General features: G+C 28.2%; 16 protein-coding genes. 15 read left to right on the top strand and 1 reads right to left on the bottom strand.

The window, feature by feature from the left end; genetic code table 11:
• Positions 1 to 43: 43 nt before the first annotated feature.
• From nagB to KGF42_RS13780, 5 genes are all read left to right on the top strand, one after another.
• Positions 44 to 793 carry a glucosamine-6-phosphate deaminase gene (gene nagB, locus KGF42_RS13800; RefSeq protein WP_227826522.1) on the top strand — a complete coding sequence of 250 codons (750 nt, stop codon included), beginning with the start codon at positions 44 to 46 and terminating at the stop codon, positions 791 to 793.
• Between the two features lie 472 nt (positions 794 to 1,265).
• Positions 1,266 to 1,988, top strand: coding sequence for a response regulator transcription factor (locus tag KGF42_RS13795; RefSeq protein WP_227821590.1), 723 nt, complete (start codon positions 1,266 to 1,268; stop codon positions 1,986 to 1,988).
• Complete coding sequence (locus KGF42_RS13790; protein WP_227826521.1) at positions 1,972 to 3,459, top strand: sensor histidine kinase; 1,488 nt, start codon at positions 1,972 to 1,974, stop codon at positions 3,457 to 3,459. Before KGF42_RS13795 ends, KGF42_RS13790 begins: the two co-directional genes overlap by 17 nt.
• A 24-nt stretch (positions 3,460 to 3,483) precedes the next feature.
• Positions 3,484 to 4,047 (top strand): hypothetical protein, encoded by a 564-nt coding sequence (locus KGF42_RS13785; protein WP_227821588.1) that lies wholly within the window; start codon positions 3,484 to 3,486, stop codon positions 4,045 to 4,047.
• Positions 4,048 to 4,264: 217 nt separating this feature from the next.
• Positions 4,265 to 4,573, top strand: coding sequence for a hypothetical protein (locus tag KGF42_RS13780; protein ID WP_227826520.1), 309 nt, complete (start codon positions 4,265 to 4,267; stop codon positions 4,571 to 4,573).
• A 297-nt stretch (positions 4,574 to 4,870) separates the two neighbouring features.
• Here KGF42_RS13780 and KGF42_RS13775 read toward each other — a convergent pair whose 3' ends face one another.
• Positions 4,871 to 5,701, bottom strand: a complete 831-nt coding sequence (locus KGF42_RS13775; protein WP_227826519.1) for a MerR family transcriptional regulator — start codon at positions 5,699 to 5,701, stop codon at positions 4,871 to 4,873.
• Positions 5,702 to 5,773: 72 nt separating this feature from the next.
• Between KGF42_RS13775 and KGF42_RS13770 the strand changes: the two genes are divergently transcribed.
• The 10 genes from KGF42_RS13770 (at position 5,774) to KGF42_RS13725 (ending at position 17,901) form a co-directional block, all read left to right on the top strand.
• The gene (locus tag KGF42_RS13770) at positions 5,774 to 7,501 is read left to right on the top strand and encodes an ABC transporter ATP-binding protein (RefSeq protein WP_227826518.1); all 1,728 of its coding nucleotides are present in this window, start codon (positions 5,774 to 5,776) and stop codon (positions 7,499 to 7,501) included.
• 35 nt (positions 7,502 to 7,536) lie between these two features.
• Positions 7,537 to 9,399 (top strand): ABC transporter ATP-binding protein, encoded by a 1,863-nt coding sequence (locus tag KGF42_RS13765; protein ID WP_227826517.1) that lies wholly within the window; start codon positions 7,537 to 7,539, stop codon positions 9,397 to 9,399.
• A 333-nt stretch (positions 9,400 to 9,732) separates the two neighbouring features.
• Positions 9,733 to 10,422: a polyphosphate polymerase domain-containing protein gene (locus KGF42_RS13760; protein WP_227826516.1), complete on the top strand. Its 690-nt coding sequence runs from the start codon at positions 9,733 to 9,735 to the stop codon at positions 10,420 to 10,422.
• 101 nt (positions 10,423 to 10,523) lie between these two features.
• Positions 10,524 to 11,198, top strand: coding sequence for a DUF4956 domain-containing protein (locus tag KGF42_RS13755; protein ID WP_413927021.1), 675 nt, complete (start codon positions 10,524 to 10,526; stop codon positions 11,196 to 11,198).
• A 16-nt stretch (positions 11,199 to 11,214) separates the two neighbouring features.
• Positions 11,215 to 13,107: a CotH kinase family protein gene (locus tag KGF42_RS13750; protein WP_227821582.1), complete on the top strand. Its 1,893-nt coding sequence runs from the start codon at positions 11,215 to 11,217 to the stop codon at positions 13,105 to 13,107.
• 523 nt (positions 13,108 to 13,630) lie between these two features.
• Positions 13,631 to 14,170: a helix-turn-helix domain-containing protein gene (locus KGF42_RS13745; RefSeq protein ID WP_003418769.1), complete on the top strand. Its 540-nt coding sequence runs from the start codon at positions 13,631 to 13,633 to the stop codon at positions 14,168 to 14,170.
• An 18-nt stretch (positions 14,171 to 14,188) separates the two neighbouring features.
• Positions 14,189 to 15,232 (top strand): spermidine/putrescine ABC transporter ATP-binding protein, encoded by a 1,044-nt coding sequence (potA, locus tag KGF42_RS13740; protein WP_227821581.1) that lies wholly within the window; start codon positions 14,189 to 14,191, stop codon positions 15,230 to 15,232.
• 1 nt (position 15,233) lies between these two features.
• Positions 15,234 to 16,070, top strand: coding sequence for an ABC transporter permease (locus KGF42_RS13735; protein ID WP_227821580.1), 837 nt, complete (start codon positions 15,234 to 15,236; stop codon positions 16,068 to 16,070).
• Between the two features lie 104 nt (positions 16,071 to 16,174).
• The gene (locus KGF42_RS13730) at positions 16,175 to 16,849 is read left to right on the top strand and encodes an ABC transporter permease (RefSeq protein WP_079739967.1); all 675 of its coding nucleotides are present in this window, start codon (positions 16,175 to 16,177) and stop codon (positions 16,847 to 16,849) included.
• The gene (locus KGF42_RS13725) at positions 16,849 to 17,901 is read left to right on the top strand and encodes a spermidine/putrescine ABC transporter substrate-binding protein (protein ID WP_227826515.1); all 1,053 of its coding nucleotides are present in this window, start codon (positions 16,849 to 16,851) and stop codon (positions 17,899 to 17,901) included. The genes KGF42_RS13730 and KGF42_RS13725 overlap by 1 nt, the downstream gene beginning before the upstream one ends.
• The last annotated feature ends 303 nt before the right edge of the window (positions 17,902 to 18,204 follow it).

The following is an 18,204-nucleotide window of genomic DNA, read 5'->3' as shown; positions in this document are numbered from 1 at the left end:
CATATATCAGTTGAAGTAATAGCTAAAATTTAGGAGGTACAAAATGAGAGTATTAGTATGTAAAGATTATAATGGAATGAGCAAAAAAGCAGCTGAGATGATAGCAGCTCAAATAGTTTTAAAGCCAAATTCAATATTGGGACTAGCTACAGGAAGTACACCAGTAGGTATGTATAGAGATTTAGTAAAAAAATATAATGATAATATAGTAGATTTTTCAGATGTAATGAGCTTTAATTTAGATGAATATTATAAGTTACCAGTATCCAATGACCAAAGTTATGATTATTTTATGAAAGAGAATCTGTTCAATCATGTAAATATAAAGTCAGAAAATACTCATCTACCAAATGGAATGGCTGATGATATTGAAGAAGAATGTATAAACTATGAAGCTTCTATAGATGCAGCTGGTGGTATAGATGTACAAGTGCTTGGAATAGGTCGTAATGCTCATATAGGTTTTAATGAACCTGACAATAAATTTGCAAAAAGAACTCATGTAGTTGAACTTACAGAATCTACAATAGAAGCTAATGCAAGATTCTTTAAGTCAAGAGAAGATGTTCCTAAAAAGGCTGTAAGTATGGGAATAGGTTCAATATTAAAGTCTAAAAAAATATTACTTTTAGCTTCAGGAGAAGAAAAAGCTGATGCAGTATATAAGACTGTTTATGGAGATATAACTCCAGAAGTTCCTGGTTCTATACTTCAACTTCATAAGGATACTATAGTTATAGTAGATGAAGCAGCGGCAAGTAAGTTGAATCCAAAAGATTATAAATTAGTATAAGAGTAGAATGTAGTTTAAGTAAAAAATAGCTGTCTTTAAATAATTAAATTTATTTAAGGACAGCTATTTTTATTTAAATTAGTTAGTTATTTTTGTTTAAATTACTTAATTATTACTTTTACGAAAACTTGTTATCAAGAAGTATCCAAATAAGATGTTAAAAATTATTATATTCAGTGGTATTCTATCAAAGATAGGCAAGATACTCCATTTTTAAATATTTACCTAAGGTAATTAAAGTGGAGTAGTTCAAGATATTTCTAGACTGAGTTTAATAAATTCTATAATAATTTATCTTGCCTTAAAATTGCCTTAAAATCCAAACAATTTTAAAACTAATGTACTATAAAAAGCTGATATAATTTAAATATAGTAAAAAAATAAGATTTATATTATATATTGAGATTTAACTGTTTAATCAATGTATTTATACTATTTAATTTAAATAAAAAGTCTATTAAGGAGTGAGTTTATGAGTAAGTTAATTTATATAGCAGATGATGAAGATAATATAAGAAATTTGGTAAAGACGTTCTTAAAAAATGAAGGTCATGATGTTATGGATTTTAAAACGGGTGATGAACTTTTGGAACAATTTGATATAAAGGAATGTGACTTAGTAATACTAGATATAATGATGCCTGGTTTAAGTGGTTTCGATGTATGTACAAAACTTCGTGAGAAAAGTACAGTTCCAATAATCATGCTTACTGCAAGAGATACAGACATAGATTATATTACAGGAATAACTTTGGGTAGTGATGATTATTTTACAAAGCCATTTAGTCCAATGTCTTTGGTTATGAGGGTAAAGTCTATATTTAGAAGGATAGAATTTGAAAAGAAACAAAATTATGATAAGTATGGTGATTCTGTAGATATGGAATTGAAATTTGGAGATGTGACAATAAATAAAAAAAATAAAATAGTTACAAGTAAAAATGTAAATATAGACCTTACACCAAATGAATATAATCTATTAACATATTTATTTGAAAATATAGATAGGGCAGTTTCTAGAGATGAGTTATTAAATAAAATATGGGGATACGATATAGAAGTTGAGACAAGGGCTGCTGATGATACAGTGAAGAGATTACGTAAAAAAATTTTAGATACAAATATTTTAATAGAAACTGTGTGGGGGTTTGGATTTAGATTAAAGGAGAAAAATCAAAATGAAAAATCAAAATGAGAAAAAGATATTTGGTAAGATTAAATCTGCATTTAAATTAAAATTCTCAAAGAAAAATATAAGCATAAAAACTAGGATTTTGTTGAGTATATTGTGTTTGATAATTGTAGTTTTTATGATAATACTAGTATCTTTTAACATATTACTTGATACGTACATAAAAACGACTGCAAATGAAGAACTAACAAAATCTACAGAAATAGTAGAACATATGGATAGTAATTTTAGACCTATTAAGCCACCTCAAGATGATGAAAAACTTCCTCCAAAAGTATTATCTAACTTTATGAGAAATGTACAAGATAAAGTCAGAGTAGCAGAAACACAATCAGATGCTGATGCTATGGTGGTTGATTCCAAGTACAACTTGATATTTCCAACAAGAGAGGATGACTTCTTAAAAAATGTTGATGAGATGGAGTTAATTAGAGAGTGTATTCAAAATAAAAAATTAGATTTAAACTCAGATGAAAATACACGAATATCTGCTGGAAGTAAGGATTATTATATTTCAACTGTAAAAATTACTAGTATATATGGTGAAGAAGATAAATATCTAATACTTTTTATAGATATATCAAAAACTCTAAATCTGGCTCAAAAGATAAATATTGTATTAATATCTGTAATGTGTTTTGCTGGGATATTAGCAATATTTACAGCTGTGATTTTATCTGAAAAGATTGCAAAACCTATAAAAGAGTTGTGTGAATTTGCAAAAAAAATCGGTCATGGAGATTTCAAAAGAACCTACTTTGACTTTTCAGATAAGGAATTAGTAGAGCTTTCAAATGTTATGAATAAGAGTGCTGAATATCTGGATAGGTATGACAATGAACAAAAAATATTTTTTCAAAATGCATCTCATGAATTGAGGACACCACTTATGTCTATTAAAGGTTATGCAGAAGCTATAAAGTATGATGTTATAGATAGTAAACATGCAAGTGATATAATACTTGAAGAAAGTGATAGATTGAGCGATATGGTTGAGGATTTGTTATACATTTCTAAAATAGATAATATAACTAAAGATTATGAACTTGTAGAATGTGATTTAAGAGAAGTTCTTTCAAATTGTGGAGCTAGACAAAATGTAAGGGCTATAAATAAGGGTATAAAATTTATTTATGAGTTTGATGAAGAAATGGTTCTATTTGAATGTGATGGAAAAAACATCTCCAAAGCATTTATGAATCTTATAGAAAATGCTTTGAGATATGCTAAGAATGAAATTAAAATAGTGTGTAAGTACAACCAAAAAAATATAGTTGTAATAGTAGAAGATGATGGAATTGGAATCAACAAAGAAGATTTACCTCATGTTTTTGAGAGATTTTATAAGGGAGTAGGGGGAAATCATGGAATTGGACTATCAATAGTTAAGTCTATTGTAAATAAGCATGGTGGACGTATATATGTAGAAAATGGCAAAAAAGGTGCTAAGTTTACTGTAGTGTTTAAGTTATAAAAAATTAAAGAAAATATAGAATGTTTGAAGTTGTTTTTTATACTATCAGAAATTGTAGTTGCAAGTATTTTTGTTTTATTTATAAAAGAAGGCTTTGAAGTAATGTTTACGAATAATAGTATAAGAGTATTGGCAACAATTTTATCTAAAATTGTCTTTTTATTGATATGTAAAATTATTTGTCTATTTAAAAAAGATGTACATTCAGATATGTCAATAAAGTATTGGATTCCATTACTTTTAATACCTTTATTTAGTTTATTTCTGTCTATTTCTATCTTTGATGTAAATACATTTTTTACTCTTGAAAATTTAAAATTTATAAGCTTAATATCAAGTATTGGTATTTTATATATTAATTTTATTGTGTTTTATTTATTTAAATTTATTATAGATAAAACTAAATTATCCATGAAATATGAAATACTTGAAAAAGAAATAATTCACAAGGAAGAATTAAGACTCAGTAATGAACGTTATAAAATTGTTGTTGAACAGACTGATTCTGTCGTTTTTGAGTGGAATATCAAAGAAAATAAATCATTTGTATCGCAGGGGTGGATTGATTATGAATTTATTACTCTATAAATGATTTATAAAGTATGCAAGACTACAAGCAGTTTTTCTTGGAGGTATAGGAGTTGCACTTTTATTATTTCCTAAATTTTTACTTGGTAGTATGTTTTATGTGATTGTTGGATATATAATTTTTAGTGGTGTTTTGCTTATTATTGATTTTATCAGAGACAAGACAACTAAACCTATTTTTAACTATATAAGCCTTGTTTTAGCAAGTTTACTTATTGTGTTTGGCTATAATTCAATTGTTTTTTCACGTTATTTAGTCCATGTATCGCCTATTTATCTTGGTGCATTGTTACTCATTGAAGCTATGATATACTTTGTGATTGCTTTGTGTGCTACTACATTCTGGCAGAGAAGTATATTAGCTATCTTTGCAAGTATAGCTTTTTTAGGTGGTATGGCTGTTTTTATTTTTACATTTGGATTTGGTATTGGAGGTATTGCAGGTCTTACTCGAGTTTCTGGATTTGCCTCATTACTTTCGTGTATATGTACTCTTGTAGTATATCTAATTTATAAAAGATGTTAATTTGTATATTTTTATTGTTTCAATGAAGTTAATTTATATAAATGAAGGTGTAAGTAAATTTATATTAACATAAGTTTACTTACGCCTTTTTTAAAATAAATTTTGTGAATTTGAACAGTTAATTTTATAAAACTAAAATACCCATTCCTAAGATTACAGTTTCATTATCTATTACTCCAAATGCTTTTAAAGTAACTAGAAATAGAGATAATAAAAAGTCAGCTATTATGACACAATGAAGTATAATATGTTCATCAACTTTTTTATGTTTATAAATCTTTGCTATTGAAACTCCTTTTACATTTTAACTTCTGCTGATATTTGAGTTAGATATTCATTAGAATCTCTCACACTTATATCATATAGAAGATATTCTTCATAAATAAAATCCCCCATACATAAATTATTCTGATTAAAAAAATTTAATAACTTTTCATAAGTTTTGTAAATGGTTTCATAACTCCCTTTATGATAAGCAGTTACATAAAGCCCTTTTGGCTTGATTGATATAGGATATTTCTTGTATTCTTTATTAACTTTCGTAAATAAATATGAATATGATTCAAAATCCTTATTAATTATATCTTCACCCTTAATGATAGAGCCAATCGTACCATAATCACTCAATTCATAGTTGTCCATAAAGTTAATACATTCATATAAAAAATTTTCTTCATCATCTTCTAAAAATTGTTCTTTGTATGTAATAGGCGTTTTGACTAAGTACTCTTCTTCATGTTCTTCTAAAGTAATAGTATTTGCATCTATATTACATGAATTTTTAGTAAATGAAATCGTAGACTCCATTAGAGCCTGAATATTAGTTAGTTTTTCAATTTCGTTGTTAATGTCAATCATTTTATTTTCTAAAAGTTCAATTAGTAAATTAGGAGTACGTTTATCTATATAAGCTTTAATTTCTTTTAAAGGCATTTTTACTTCCTTAAGTGAAGAAATTATACCAAAAATGCTAAGTTGATGGTATGAGTAGTATCTATATCCATTTTCTTTTTTTAATTCTGGAGAGAAAAGACCTATATCATCATAATAGAAAAGTGTTTTTTTATTAACTCCACAAATTTTTGCGAATTCTCCAGTTGTGAAATAATTTTTTGAAACTTGACTCATAATTATAATTCCTCCTTGACTATCCTGTTACAGTATAGTTTATCATAATATTTTATAAAGGAGTGTGAATATATGAAAAAATTAATTCGTTTTTTAAGACCATATAGAGTTTTAATTGTTATAGTTTTGATATTTACGTTTTTGCAAACACTTGGAACTTTATATATACCAACACTTACAGCAAGTATAGTAAATAATGGTGTAGTAAAAGGAGATATAGATTATATTGTAAAAACAGGTTTAATAATGTTGATAGTAGCTGGTATAACAGCCTTATCAGCTGTGTTGGTTTGTAAAGTATCAGCAAATCTCTCATCTGGATTTTGTAGAGATATTAGAGAAGCAGTATTTATAAAATCACAAGATTTATCAATAAATGATTTTAATAAGATAGGTACAGCCTCAATGATTACTAGGAGTACTAGTGATATTACTTTAATAGGTCAATCTGTGTTTATGTTTATTCAGTTGGTATTACCAGCACCAATTATAACTGTTTCTGGTCTATTTTTAGCATATTCTATAGATAAAGCAATGACAATTATTATTGTTGTAGTAATGTTTCTATTCATGTTATCAGCCTTTTTGGTTGGTAAAAAGCTTATCAAGTTGTTTAAAATGATGCAAGTAAAGATGGATAATATGAATAGAGTGTTACGTGAGGTAGTAACTGGAGTAAGAGTTATAAGAGCTTTTAATAGAAGCTACTTTGAAAAAAAGAGATTTGATAAAACTGCAATAGATTATTCTGAAACAGCAATTTCAATAAATAAAATATTTGCAGTACTTATGCCTATTGTAATGTTAATAATGAATTTAGGTATAGTAAGTATTATTTGGTTTGGTGGGATGAGAGTCAGTAATGGGAATATGGAGATAGGTCATATAATGGCACTTGTTGAGTATTGTATCTTAATACTGTTTTATTTAATCATGGGAGTAATGGTATTTATGTATATACCTAGAGCAGGTGCTTGTGCAGATAGAGTAAATCAAGTATTAGATATAAAACCTGAAATTGTAGATGGAAATGGTTGTAAAGATATTATTTCAGAGAGAGGTCATTTAGTGTTTAAAGATGTAACATTTTCATATGCTCAATCAGAAGAACCTATTTTAAGTAATATAACATTTGAATCAAAATCTGGAGAAGTAACTGCAATTATAGGGAGTACTGGTTCAGGTAAATCTACTATTGCAAATATAATACCACGTTTTTTTGAAATTCAATCTGGACAAATATCTATAAATGGTCAAGATATTAAGAACATACCTCAAAAAGAACTTAGAGATAAAATTGGATTTGTACCACAAAAAGCATTTTTATTTAGTGGTACGATAGAGGAAAATATAAGGTATGGAAAAGAAGATGCAAGTATTGAAGAAATAAAGCATGCTGCAAGTATAGCCCAAGCTGACGAGTTTATTTCTGAAATGGAAGATAAGTATGATTCATTTGTAGCCCAAGGTGGAAATAATTTATCTGGTGGTCAGAAACAGAGAATATCTATTGCAAGGGCATTAGTTAGAAAGCCTGAAGTATATATCTTTGATGATAGTTTTTCTGCATTAGATTTTAAGACAGATAAAAGACTTAGAAAAGCATTGAAGAATGAAATTAAAGATTCATCAGCTATAATTATAGCACAGCGTATAAGTACAATTATGGATGCTAATCAAATTATAGTTTTGAATGATGGAAAAATTGTTGGTATTGGAAAACATAAAGATTTACTTGAAAATTGTGAGGTTTATAAGCAAATTGCAGATTCACAGCTTAGTAAAGAAGAACTTGCATAGTATGAAGAATTAATCTGTATATTTGGAGGTGTAATATGAGTGAAAAAATAACAGAGAAACAAGATATAGACGTACTTAGCTTTGAAGATGGTATGTCAGCAGAAAAAGCTAAGGATACAAAAAAAACTACTAAAAGATTATTGAAATATATGGCAAAACAAAAGTTTAAAATATTAATTATTTTTATTTCAGTATTGATAAGTTCAGCACTTACAGTTTTAGCACCTATGGTTATGGGAAAAGCTATTGACCAACTATTTAATGGAATAAAAACTGCAGTCCAAACAGGTACAAAATTCAGTGTGAATTTTAGTACTATGGGAAGTACAATATCAATACTTCTAGGGTTATACTTAATTAGTGCAGTATTTATATATGTACAACAATACATTATGTCAGGAGTTGCACAAAATTTAGTCCTTAACATGAGAAAAGATTTAAGTGATAAACTCAATAAACTTCCTCTTAAGTACTATGACTCCCATAAAAAGGGGGAAACACTTAGTATAGTTACAAATGATTTGGAAAAAGTAGCAGATAGTTTACAAGAAGGATTAATGCAATTTATCACAGCAGTAGTTACAGTAGTTGGTTCTATCATAATGATGGTAAGTATAAGTATACCACTTACAATAGTATCAGCTGTAACATTGGTTGTTTCATTGGGTATTACTGTCATAATTGCAAGAAAATCACAAGAAAGATTTTCAGAAAATCAAAAGGCATTAGGAGAATTAAATAGCAATATAGAAGAGATATTTACTGGTCAAATATTAGTTAAGGCATTTAGTAAAGAAAAAGACACTATAAAAAATTTCAAAGCATTAAATCAAAATCTTTATAATGCTAGTAGAAAAGCACAATTCTCATCATATGCAATATCTCCAATTATTAGATTTATAAATCAAATTGGGTATGTTATTATAGCAGTTGTAGGTGGTGTATTTGCATCAACTGGAACAATGACTCTTGGTAGTATACAGGCGTTTATTCAATATGTAAATCAAGCATCAGAGCCTACTACAGAGATATCTTATATTGTAAATATGCTACAATCAGCAATTGCATCTGCAGAGAGAGTTTTTGCAGTTATGGACGAAGTAGAAGAAATAAAAGATGAAGAACATTCAAAGATTATCAATATGCCTAAAGGGAAAGTCCAATTTGAGCACGTTAAGTTTGGATATAGTGATGATTCTATTCTTATGAAAGATATTAATATTAATTTGAATGCAGGAGATAAGATTGCAATTGTTGGACCTACAGGAGCTGGAAAGACAACTCTTGTAAATTTACTTATGAGGTTTTATGAGATACAAGGTGGAAAAATTACTATTGATGATGTTAATATAAAAGAGTTAAAGCGTGGAGAACTTAGAACTATGTTTGGAATGGTGCTTCAAGATACATGGCTATTTAATGGAAGTATAAAAGAAAATATTGCATATAGTAAGTCAGATGCTACAATGGATGAGATTGTAAGAGCGGCAAAATCAGCAAGAGTAGACCATTTTATAAGGACTTTGCCTCAAGGATATGACACTGTATTGACTGAGGATGCTTCTAATTTATCTCAAGGTCAAAAGCAACTTCTAACAATTGCCAGGGCAATACTTTCAGACCCATCAGTGTTAATTCTCGATGAAGCAACATCTAGTGTAGATACTAGAACAGAAGTAGAAATTCAAAAGGCAATGAATAACTTGATGAAGGGAAGAACCAGCTTTGTTATTGCACATAGATTATCAACTATTCGAGATGCTGATTTAATATTGGTAATGAAAGAAGGCACTATTATTGAACAAGGAAGCCATCAAGAACTTATTGAAAAGAAAGGGTTCTATGAAGAACTTTATAACAGTCAATTTTCAAGTGAATATGACGAAGATGTTGTATGATTCTCAAGTTTTAGGCAACTAAATAATTTATAAATATTAAGTTATATATTGTAACATATAAGGTTATATGGAATAAGAGTATTTTTCTATTTTATATAGCCTTTTTTATTTGTCAACATAAGATAAAATTTCCTTTCTATATTAGATTACAAGAATGTATTTATCAATATAAAAGTAAAATAATTCTTATTATTAGTGAAGTAAATATTGTTTGCCACATATATGCCATAAATATGCACTTATTTTACGGAGATTTAACAAAGTATCATAAAGTATACTCTAAATATAAAATAAATCAAATAAAGTTAAATAAATTGAGAGGTGATATAAATAATGGATAAAAAGTTGAACTATAGATTTGAAATGAAGCACAAAATAACTGAAGCAGATGTGTTAGCTTTAAAATCAAGACTCTATACAGTAATGAAGAAAGATAAAAATGCATCAAAAGATGGAAAGTATCTTATTAGGAGTTTATATTTTGATACTCCTGAGGATAAAGCGCTTTTGGATAAATTGAATGGTGTTGCAATAAGAGAAAAGTTTAGAATAAGATTTTATAATAATAACTGTTCTTATATAAAATTAGAGAAAAAAATAAAACATTATAACATGACATCAAAGTTATCTGCTAATTTAACAAAAAAAGAAGTAATAAAGATACTGAATAAAGATATTGAATTTTTAAAAGAATCGACAAATTGTTTATTAAGAGAATTTTATTTGAAATTAAAATGTGAAAGATTGGAGGCAAAAAGTATAGTTGATTATGATAGAGAAGCCTTTGTTTATCCTGTTGGAAATGTGAGGGTTACAATTGATAGCGATATTAAAACTTCTGTAAATTCAATAGATTTATTTAATAAAGATTTGCCAACTGTTTCAGTGATTGATGAGAATATGACTGTATTAGAGGTGAAATATGATGAATTTATACCAGATTTTATAAAGGATTTAATTCAAATTAATAAGATTACTTCTACAGCAGTTTCAAAATATGCTTCAAGTAGATTATATATTTAGGAATAAAATCTATGATTTGTATGAAGCTATACATAAATAAAGCTAAAAAATAAATAAATTAAAAATAAATGAGTTAAAAAATAGGAAGGATGATTTTAATTATGACATTTAATGATATTTTTAAATCAAGTTTTATAGAAAACGTATCAGGTTTTTCATTTGTGGACAGTGCTTTAGCACTAGGTTCAGCTTTTTTAATAGGTGTGTTTATATATATGGTCTACAAAAAGACTTATATGGGAATTATGTATTCTCGACCATTTAATGTGTCACTTGTAGCACTTACAATGCTTACAACTTTTGTAATATTGGCAGTTACTTCAAATGTAGTTTTATCCCTAGGTATGGTTGGTGCTTTATCTATAGTAAGATTTAGAACAGCAATTAAAGACCCAATGGATTTAGTATTTCTATTTTGGTCATTGGGTTCAGGTATAGTTTTAGGAGCAGGTTTGATTCCATTAGCTGTTATGGGTTCAATAATTATGGGATTGATTCTAATATTCTTTTCAAATAAAACAATATCTGAAACACCATATATATTGATGGTAAATTGTAATAATGAAGATTCAGAAGATATTGCAACTGATAAAATTAAAAAAGTATTTTCTAAATATCAAATAAAATCAAAAAGTGTTACACCAGAAAAAGGTATAGAATTGGTGCTTGAAGTAAGAATGAAGGATGGAGAAACAAGCCTTATAAATGACTTGAGCCAAGTAGATGGAGTTACTAATGCAGTTCTTGTAAGTTATAATGGTGACTATGTAGCATAGAGAGGAGTAATCTTTTATGAAAGATAAAAAATTTACCCTTCTTATCTCAATTATGATTATAGTTTTGTGTGCAGTAGTTGGAGTTTACAGTACATCTGGTAATAAAGGTATTGACTTATATAGTGATGTATATATTGAAAAATATTTTGATAGAGACAAAGTTATGGAAGTTAATATAGAAATAGATGAGAGTGACTTGAAAGACATGAATGAAAATGCTATAAAAGAAGAGTTTAAGTCTGCAAAAGTAACTGTAAATGGAGATACATATGGAAATGTAGGTATAAGAACTAAGGGAAATTCAAGTCTTACATCTGTAGCAAATAGTGATAGCAATAGATACAGCTATAAGATTAATTTTGATAAGTATAACACTAGTCAAAGTATGGAAGGTCTTACTCAATTAAATCTTAATAACTGTTATTCTGACCCATCTTATATGAGAGAGTTTTTAACGTATAGTATTTGTGAGGAAATGGGATTAGCCACTCCAGAATTTGCATATGCTAAAGTCTCTATAAATGGTGAATATCATGGTTTGTATTTGGCAGTAGAAGGACTAAAAGAATCTTATCTTGAAAATAATTTTGGAGATGTAACTGGGGACTTATATAAATCAGATGAAGGAAGCTCGTTGCAATATAAAGGAGATGACCCAGAAAGTTATTCAAATCTAATCATTGAAAGCGATAAAAAGACAGCTGACTGGTCTAAAGTTACAAAGTTATTAAAATCTTTAGATACAGGTGAAGATATTGAAAAATATCTTGATGTAGATTCTGTTCTTAAAAATATAGCAATAAATACAGCTTTATTAAATCTTGACAGTTATCAAGGTAGTTTTGCTCATAATTACTATTTGTATGAACAAGATGGAGTATTTTCTATGTTACCGTGGGATTTTAATATGTCATTTGGTGGATTTAGTGGTTTTGGTGGAGGTAGTCAATCTATATCCATTGATGAACCAACAACAGGTAATTTGGAAGATAGACCTTTAATATCTTCACTATTAAAAAATGAGACATACAAAACAAAATACCATGAATATCTAGAAGAAATAGTAACTAAATACTTAGATTCAGACTATCTAGAGAATATGACAACAAAATTGCATGACTTGATAGCATCATATGTAAAAGAAGACCCAACAGCATTTTATACTTATGAAGAATTTGAAAAAAATATAACATCTTCAATTGAAGATTCTAGTGATAATAAGGGATTTGGTAATAAAGAACTTAACAATAATAACTCTAATAATAATTCTAATAGTGAAAATAAGAGTTCTGGAAGTAAAAGTAATGAAAAAGAAGTTAATGCTGAATTAACATTAAGTGAAGTCAAAACTAATACAGATAATGAAAATAAAAATAACACTATATATTCTAGTCAAAATGAGAATAGTGTAAATGACAATAAAACTGGCAATGATACTAATGAAAAGTCAGGAGGTCCTATGGGTAAAGGCGGTAAGTCAATACCAGGAGTTTTGGAAGTTGCAGAAGATATGAGTAAAACTATAAAATCTCAATTAAGTGGAGAAACTTCTTCAACAAAGCAAAGTTCTGATGATGAAAGTTCAAGTGAAAGTAAAGGGACTGAAAAGTTTGATGAAGATATGAGTGGTATGCCAGAACCACCTGAGGGAATGGATGGTAAAATACCACCAGGAATGGGAAATATGGATAAGGGTGATATGAATGGTAAAAATGGCGATATGAATATAGATAGAAGTCAAGGTAATCCAAAAGAAGCTGGAGGTTTTGGTAATAAAGGAGACAGCTCTATGAATAAAACAGCAATATACTCTAAATTAATTTTAGGTGGAGTTTCAATGATGATTGTGTCTATTATGTTAGTAGGTGTATCAAAGATAAACCGAAGAAGATTTGTAAAGTCAAAGTAAGGTTGATATTAAAAAGTACTGTAGAGTAGATGTCTACTTAACAGTACTTTTTAGACATTAAGATTAAATTTATTTAGGAATAACTATAGGAACTGCCTCTATAATTGTAGGCTCTATAGTAGTTATTGCAGATGTTGTTCTTGGAGAAAATGTAGGATGGGGAACTGTTTTTAGCATGTTACTAATTGGATTTTTTATGGATTTACTTTTATATAGTAATTTTTTATTTGTTTAATGTTTTTAGGTAATAGAAGTCTTATTCTGTATTTAATGAATTAATTAATTTATAATTAGAGATACTAAACTTTATAGATATTAATATAAACATCTTTAAACTGTGTATTTTCCAAAGCCTTTAAAATACTTGTATTTATTCTAAGTAAAAAAATAAAAAAATGTCAAAAAAACTCTTGTATTATATCCAGATTTTATATATAATTACCTATGTTGTTTAGAAATTTTAAACTCAATGTTTAGTAAACAAAATGTTTAGTAAAATAAAACAGAAACTAGGAGGTGCAACATGGATATAGGTGAAAAGATAAAAAGATTAAGAACAGAAAAGCAACTGACCCAGGAAGAGTTAGCTAATAGATGTGAATTGTCAAAGGGATTTATTTCTCAATTAGAAAATAACTTAACATCACCATCCATAGCTACCCTTATAGATATACTTGAAATACTAGGTACAAATTTAAGGGAATTTTTTAATGAAATAGATGACGAAAGAATCAGTTTTACAAAAGAAGACATGTTTGAAACTGAAGACGAAGACTTAAAATATAAATTAAAGTGGTTAATTCCAAATTCACAAAAAAATGAAATGGAGCCAATAATAATAACATTGTATCCAGGAGGACAGTATAAAGAGGAAAAGCCACATGAAGGCGAAGAATTTGGATATGTATTAGCAGGTTCAATATATGTTCATATAGGCGAAAAGAAAAATAAGGTAAAAAAAGGAGAAAGCTTTTACTTTAGACCAAAAGCAAATCACTATATATCGAACGAAGGTAAAACTACAGCAAAAGTGATTTGGGTTAGTACGCCACCATCATTTTAGAATAGAGGTGTTTAATAATTGGTAGAAAATATAATAGAATTAAGAGATATATCTAAACATTATGAGGAACTTACCGTTTTAGATAATTTTAATTTAGATATAAAGAAAAATGAGTTTTTAACTTTACTTGGACCAAGTGGATGTGGAAAAACTACTACATTAAAAATAATAGCAGGATTTGAGTATGCTGATGATGGTAAAGTTTTATTTGAAGGTAAAGAAATAAGTAATTTGCCACCATATGAAAGACAAGTAAATACAGTGTTTCAAAAATATGCTTTATTTCCACATATGGATGTATATGAAAATGTAGCTTTTGGACTAAAAATTAAAAAGACTCCAAAAGATGTAATAGATGCTAAAGTAAAAGAGGTTTTAAAACTTGTTGCACTAGAAGGTTTTGAAAGACGACAAGTTGAGTCATTAAGTGGAGGACAACAACAGAGAATTGCAATAGCAAGAGCTCTAGTTAATGAGCCAAAAGTACTGTTACTAGATGAGCCACTTGGAGCACTTGATTTAAAGTTAAGACAAGAAATGCAAATAGAATTAAAAAGAATTCAAAAAAAATTAGGAATAACATTTGTGTTTGTAACTCATGACCAAGAAGAGGCTCTTACTATGTCAGATACAATTGTTGTAATGTATAAGGGTAAAATTCAACAAATGGGAACACCTCAAGATATATACAATGAACCTAAAAACTCATTTGTAGCTAAATTTATAGGTGAAAGTAACATATTTGATGGAATTATGATAGAAGATTATAAGGTTAATTTCTGTAATAGAGATTTTGAATGTGTTGATAAAGGATTTGAAAAAAATGAAAATATAGAAGTAGTAATAAGACCAGAAGATATAAAAATGGTAAAGCCAGAAGAAGGAATGTTAAAGGGGAAAGTTACATCTACAGTATTTAAAGGAGTGCATTACGAGATAGAGTTGAATGAAAATGGAAGATTGTGGATACTTCATAATACTAAAAATGCTGAGGTTGGAACAGAACTAGGCATGGACATATATCCAGAAGACATCCATATAATGAGAAAAGAGACTAACTAAAATGAAGAAAAAATCTTTCTTAGCATATCCATATGTAGTTTGGAGTGCGATATTTGTAATAATTCCTTTAATATTAGTAGTATTTTTCAGTTTTACAAAAGAGTCAGGTGGAGGTTATACATTTACACTTGAGAATTATAAAGAAGTAATTGACCCTATATATATTAAAGTCTTTGCTCGTTCTATTCTTTTAGCAGGAGGAGCGACATTGATATGCCTTGTAGTTGGTTATCCAGTAGCATATATAATTTCAAAAGCTCATGTAAGTAGAAGAGGTTCATTAATATTATTGTTTATTCTTCCTATGTGGATGAATTTTCTTTTAAGAACATATGCATGGGTTGCTATATTAGGAAAAAATGGACTTTTAAATACATTTTTAGGTTGGCTTGGAGTACAACCATTAGCAATTTTGTATACTAATTTTGCTATACTTTTAGGTATGGTATATAACTTTTTACCATTCATGGTTCTTCCAATATATACTGCACTATCAAAGATGGATAATGATTTGATAAATGCTGCTCATGACTTAGGAGCAAATAATATGACAGTATTTAGAAAAATTATATTTCCTTTGAGTTTGCCAGGTGTAATGTCTGGAATAACTATGGTATTTATGCCAGCAGTCACTACTTTTGCAATATCAAGACTGTTAGGTGGAGGTAAAATAATGCTAGTTGGAGATTTGATTGAACAACAATTTACAGTTGTTGGAGATTGGAACTTTGGCTCAGCAATATCGATATTTATGATGATAGTAATATTAATATCGATGTCCATAATGTCAAAATTTGGAGATGAGTCTGATAAAGAAGGTGGTGGGTTACTATTTTAAAATTAAAGAAAATAACTTCTAATATATATTTAGCCTTAGTATTCTTATTTTTATATGCACCCATATTTGCCTTGGTACTATTTTCTTTTAATGATTCAAAATCAATGGCAAGATGGAATGGATTTACATGGAAATGGTATGGGCAATTACTTCAAAATGAGAGTATAATGAGTGCTTTATATTATACTATAGTAATAGCCATATTAGCATCTGTAATATCTACAATAGTAGGAACTATAAGTGCTATAGGAATACATAAGATGAGAGGTAAGAGTAAGAAATTAATACTAAATGTAAACTATCTTCCTATTTTAAATACAGAGATAGTTACAGCAGTAGCTCTTATGAGTCTGTTTGTATTTGTAAAAATAGAATTTGGGTTTACAACAATGCTATTGGCACATATAATGTTTTGTTTGCCATATGTTATACTTTCAGTTTTGCCGAAAATGAAGCAATTACCTGATAATATAGAAGATGCTGCCATGGATTTAGGAGCAACACCTATATATGCTCTTAGAAAAGTAATTTTACCACAAATAAAGCCAGGAATAGTTTCTGGATTTTTAATTGCATTTACTATGTCAATAGATGACTTTATAATAAGTTTCTTTAATGCTGGAAATGGTGTAAGCAATCTTTCTATAGAAATCTATGGAATGGCTAGAAGAGGTATAAAACCTGAAATAAATGCATTGTCAACAATAATGTTTGCAGTGGTTTTAGGCTTACTTTTACTGGCTAATAAAAAAGAATCTATAGTAAGGGGGACTAAATAATGATTAAGTTTAAAAAAGTAATATCCCTTGTAGCTGTAGGTATTATGACAGTTACTTTATTTACAGGATGTAATAAAGCAACTGATTCTACAAAAGTTCTAAATGTATATAATGTTGGAGATTATATAGATGAGTCTCTTATAGATAAGTTTGAAAAAGAAACAGGAATAGATGTTCAATATTCAACTTATGATACTAATGAAATGATGTATCAAAAGGTAAAAAGTGGTAGTACACACTACGATTTAGTATTTCCTTCAGATTATATGGTAGAGAAAATGAAAAATGAAGGGCTTTTGGAAAAATTAAATTTTAAAAACATACCTAATATGAAGTATTTAGATAAGAGTTTTTTAAATCCTGTATACGATAAAACTAATGAATATAGTGTTGCATATATGTGGGGAACTCTTGGAATATTGTACAACAAAAAAGAAGTTAAAGAGCCTATAGATAGCTGGAATATACTTTGGAATCCAAAGTATAAGGGAAATATGATGATGTTTGACTCTGTTAGAGATACTATAGGAATAACTCTTAAAAAATTAGGATATAGTATGAATAGTGTAAATCCAAAAGAAATAAATGAAGCAAAAAATCTTTTAATGAAACAAAAGGATTTAGTATTAGCTTATGTAAATGATGAAGGTAAAGATAGATTACTTGGCGGAGAAGTGGCAATGGGTATGCTATATTCAGGAGATGCAGTTACATTAATGGAGCAAAATCATGACCTTGATTATGCTATACCTAAAGAAGGTACTAATAAATGGGTAGATGCTATGTGTGTGCCAACAACAGCACAAAATAAGAAAGAAGCTGAGTTGTTTATAAACTTTTTACTAGACCCAGAGAATGCAAAAGTAAATGCTGAATACATTGGATATTCAACACCTAATACAGGAGCATTAAAATTATTAGACCCAGAAATAACTAAGAATCCTGTTGCATATCCATCTAAAGAAGTGCTTAATAAATGTGAAACTTTTGAAGATATTGGTGAAAATATAAAATTGTATGACAAGGCTTGGATAGAGTTAAAATCAAAATAGGGTCTTGTTGATTTAAGTAAATTTACTTAATAAAACTGTTCTTTTTTAGAAATTGACTTTCTAATTATTGAACAGTTTTATTTTTTGTTTAGGTTATATCTTTATTTTGAGTCTATTTTTATAACAATTTAAAGTTCAATAAGCTTAATTGATTACTATTTTCATAATAATAACCATAAAGAGGCTGTCTCAAAATTGGATATGTCCCTGTCAAGTAGACAGACTTAAAAAAGGCTATCTTTACTCGGAATGAGTTCGATATTCAATCGGACTCATTCCGTTTTTTAATTGTATTCTTTCATT

Origin of the sequence: Clostridioides sp. ZZV15-6383 (assembly GCF_020657735.1) — a bacterium.
Lineage (GTDB): Bacteria > Bacillota > Clostridia > Peptostreptococcales > Peptostreptococcaceae > Clostridioides > Clostridioides difficile_D.
Note: the sequence above shows the minus strand (reverse complement) of the source record. Positions and strands in the feature narration are given on the sequence as shown.

Excerpts from the sequence above, each read along its gene's own strand:
- KGF42_RS13750 (WP_227821582.1), top strand. The coding sequence starts at position 11,215 with ATGAAAGATAAAAAATTTACCCTTCTTATCTCAATTATGATTATAGTT.
- KGF42_RS13760 (WP_227826516.1), top strand. The coding sequence starts at position 9,733 with ATGGATAAAAAGTTGAACTATAGATTTGAAATGAAGCACAAAATAACT.
- KGF42_RS13745 (WP_003418769.1), top strand. The coding sequence starts at position 13,631 with ATGGATATAGGTGAAAAGATAAAAAGATTAAGAACAGAAAAGCAACTG.
- KGF42_RS13770 (WP_227826518.1), top strand. The coding sequence starts at position 5,774 with ATGAAAAAATTAATTCGTTTTTTAAGACCATATAGAGTTTTAATTGTT.
- KGF42_RS13765 (WP_227826517.1), top strand. The coding sequence starts at position 7,537 with ATGAGTGAAAAAATAACAGAGAAACAAGATATAGACGTACTTAGCTTT.
- KGF42_RS13775 (WP_227826519.1), bottom strand. The coding sequence starts at position 5,701 with ATGAGTCAAGTTTCAAAAAATTATTTCACAACTGGAGAATTCGCAAAA.
- KGF42_RS13730 (WP_079739967.1), top strand. The coding sequence starts at position 16,175 with ATGGCAAGATGGAATGGATTTACATGGAAATGGTATGGGCAATTACTT.
- nagB (WP_227826522.1), top strand. The coding sequence starts at position 44 with ATGAGAGTATTAGTATGTAAAGATTATAATGGAATGAGCAAAAAAGCA.
- KGF42_RS13725 (WP_227826515.1), top strand. The coding sequence starts at position 16,849 with ATGATTAAGTTTAAAAAAGTAATATCCCTTGTAGCTGTAGGTATTATG.
- KGF42_RS13735 (WP_227821580.1), top strand. The coding sequence starts at position 15,234 with ATGAAGAAAAAATCTTTCTTAGCATATCCATATGTAGTTTGGAGTGCG.
- KGF42_RS13755 (WP_413927021.1), top strand. The coding sequence starts at position 10,524 with ATGACATTTAATGATATTTTTAAATCAAGTTTTATAGAAAACGTATCA.
- KGF42_RS13790 (WP_227826521.1), top strand. The coding sequence starts at position 1,972 with ATGAAAAATCAAAATGAGAAAAAGATATTTGGTAAGATTAAATCTGCA.
- KGF42_RS13795 (WP_227821590.1), top strand. The coding sequence starts at position 1,266 with ATGAGTAAGTTAATTTATATAGCAGATGATGAAGATAATATAAGAAAT.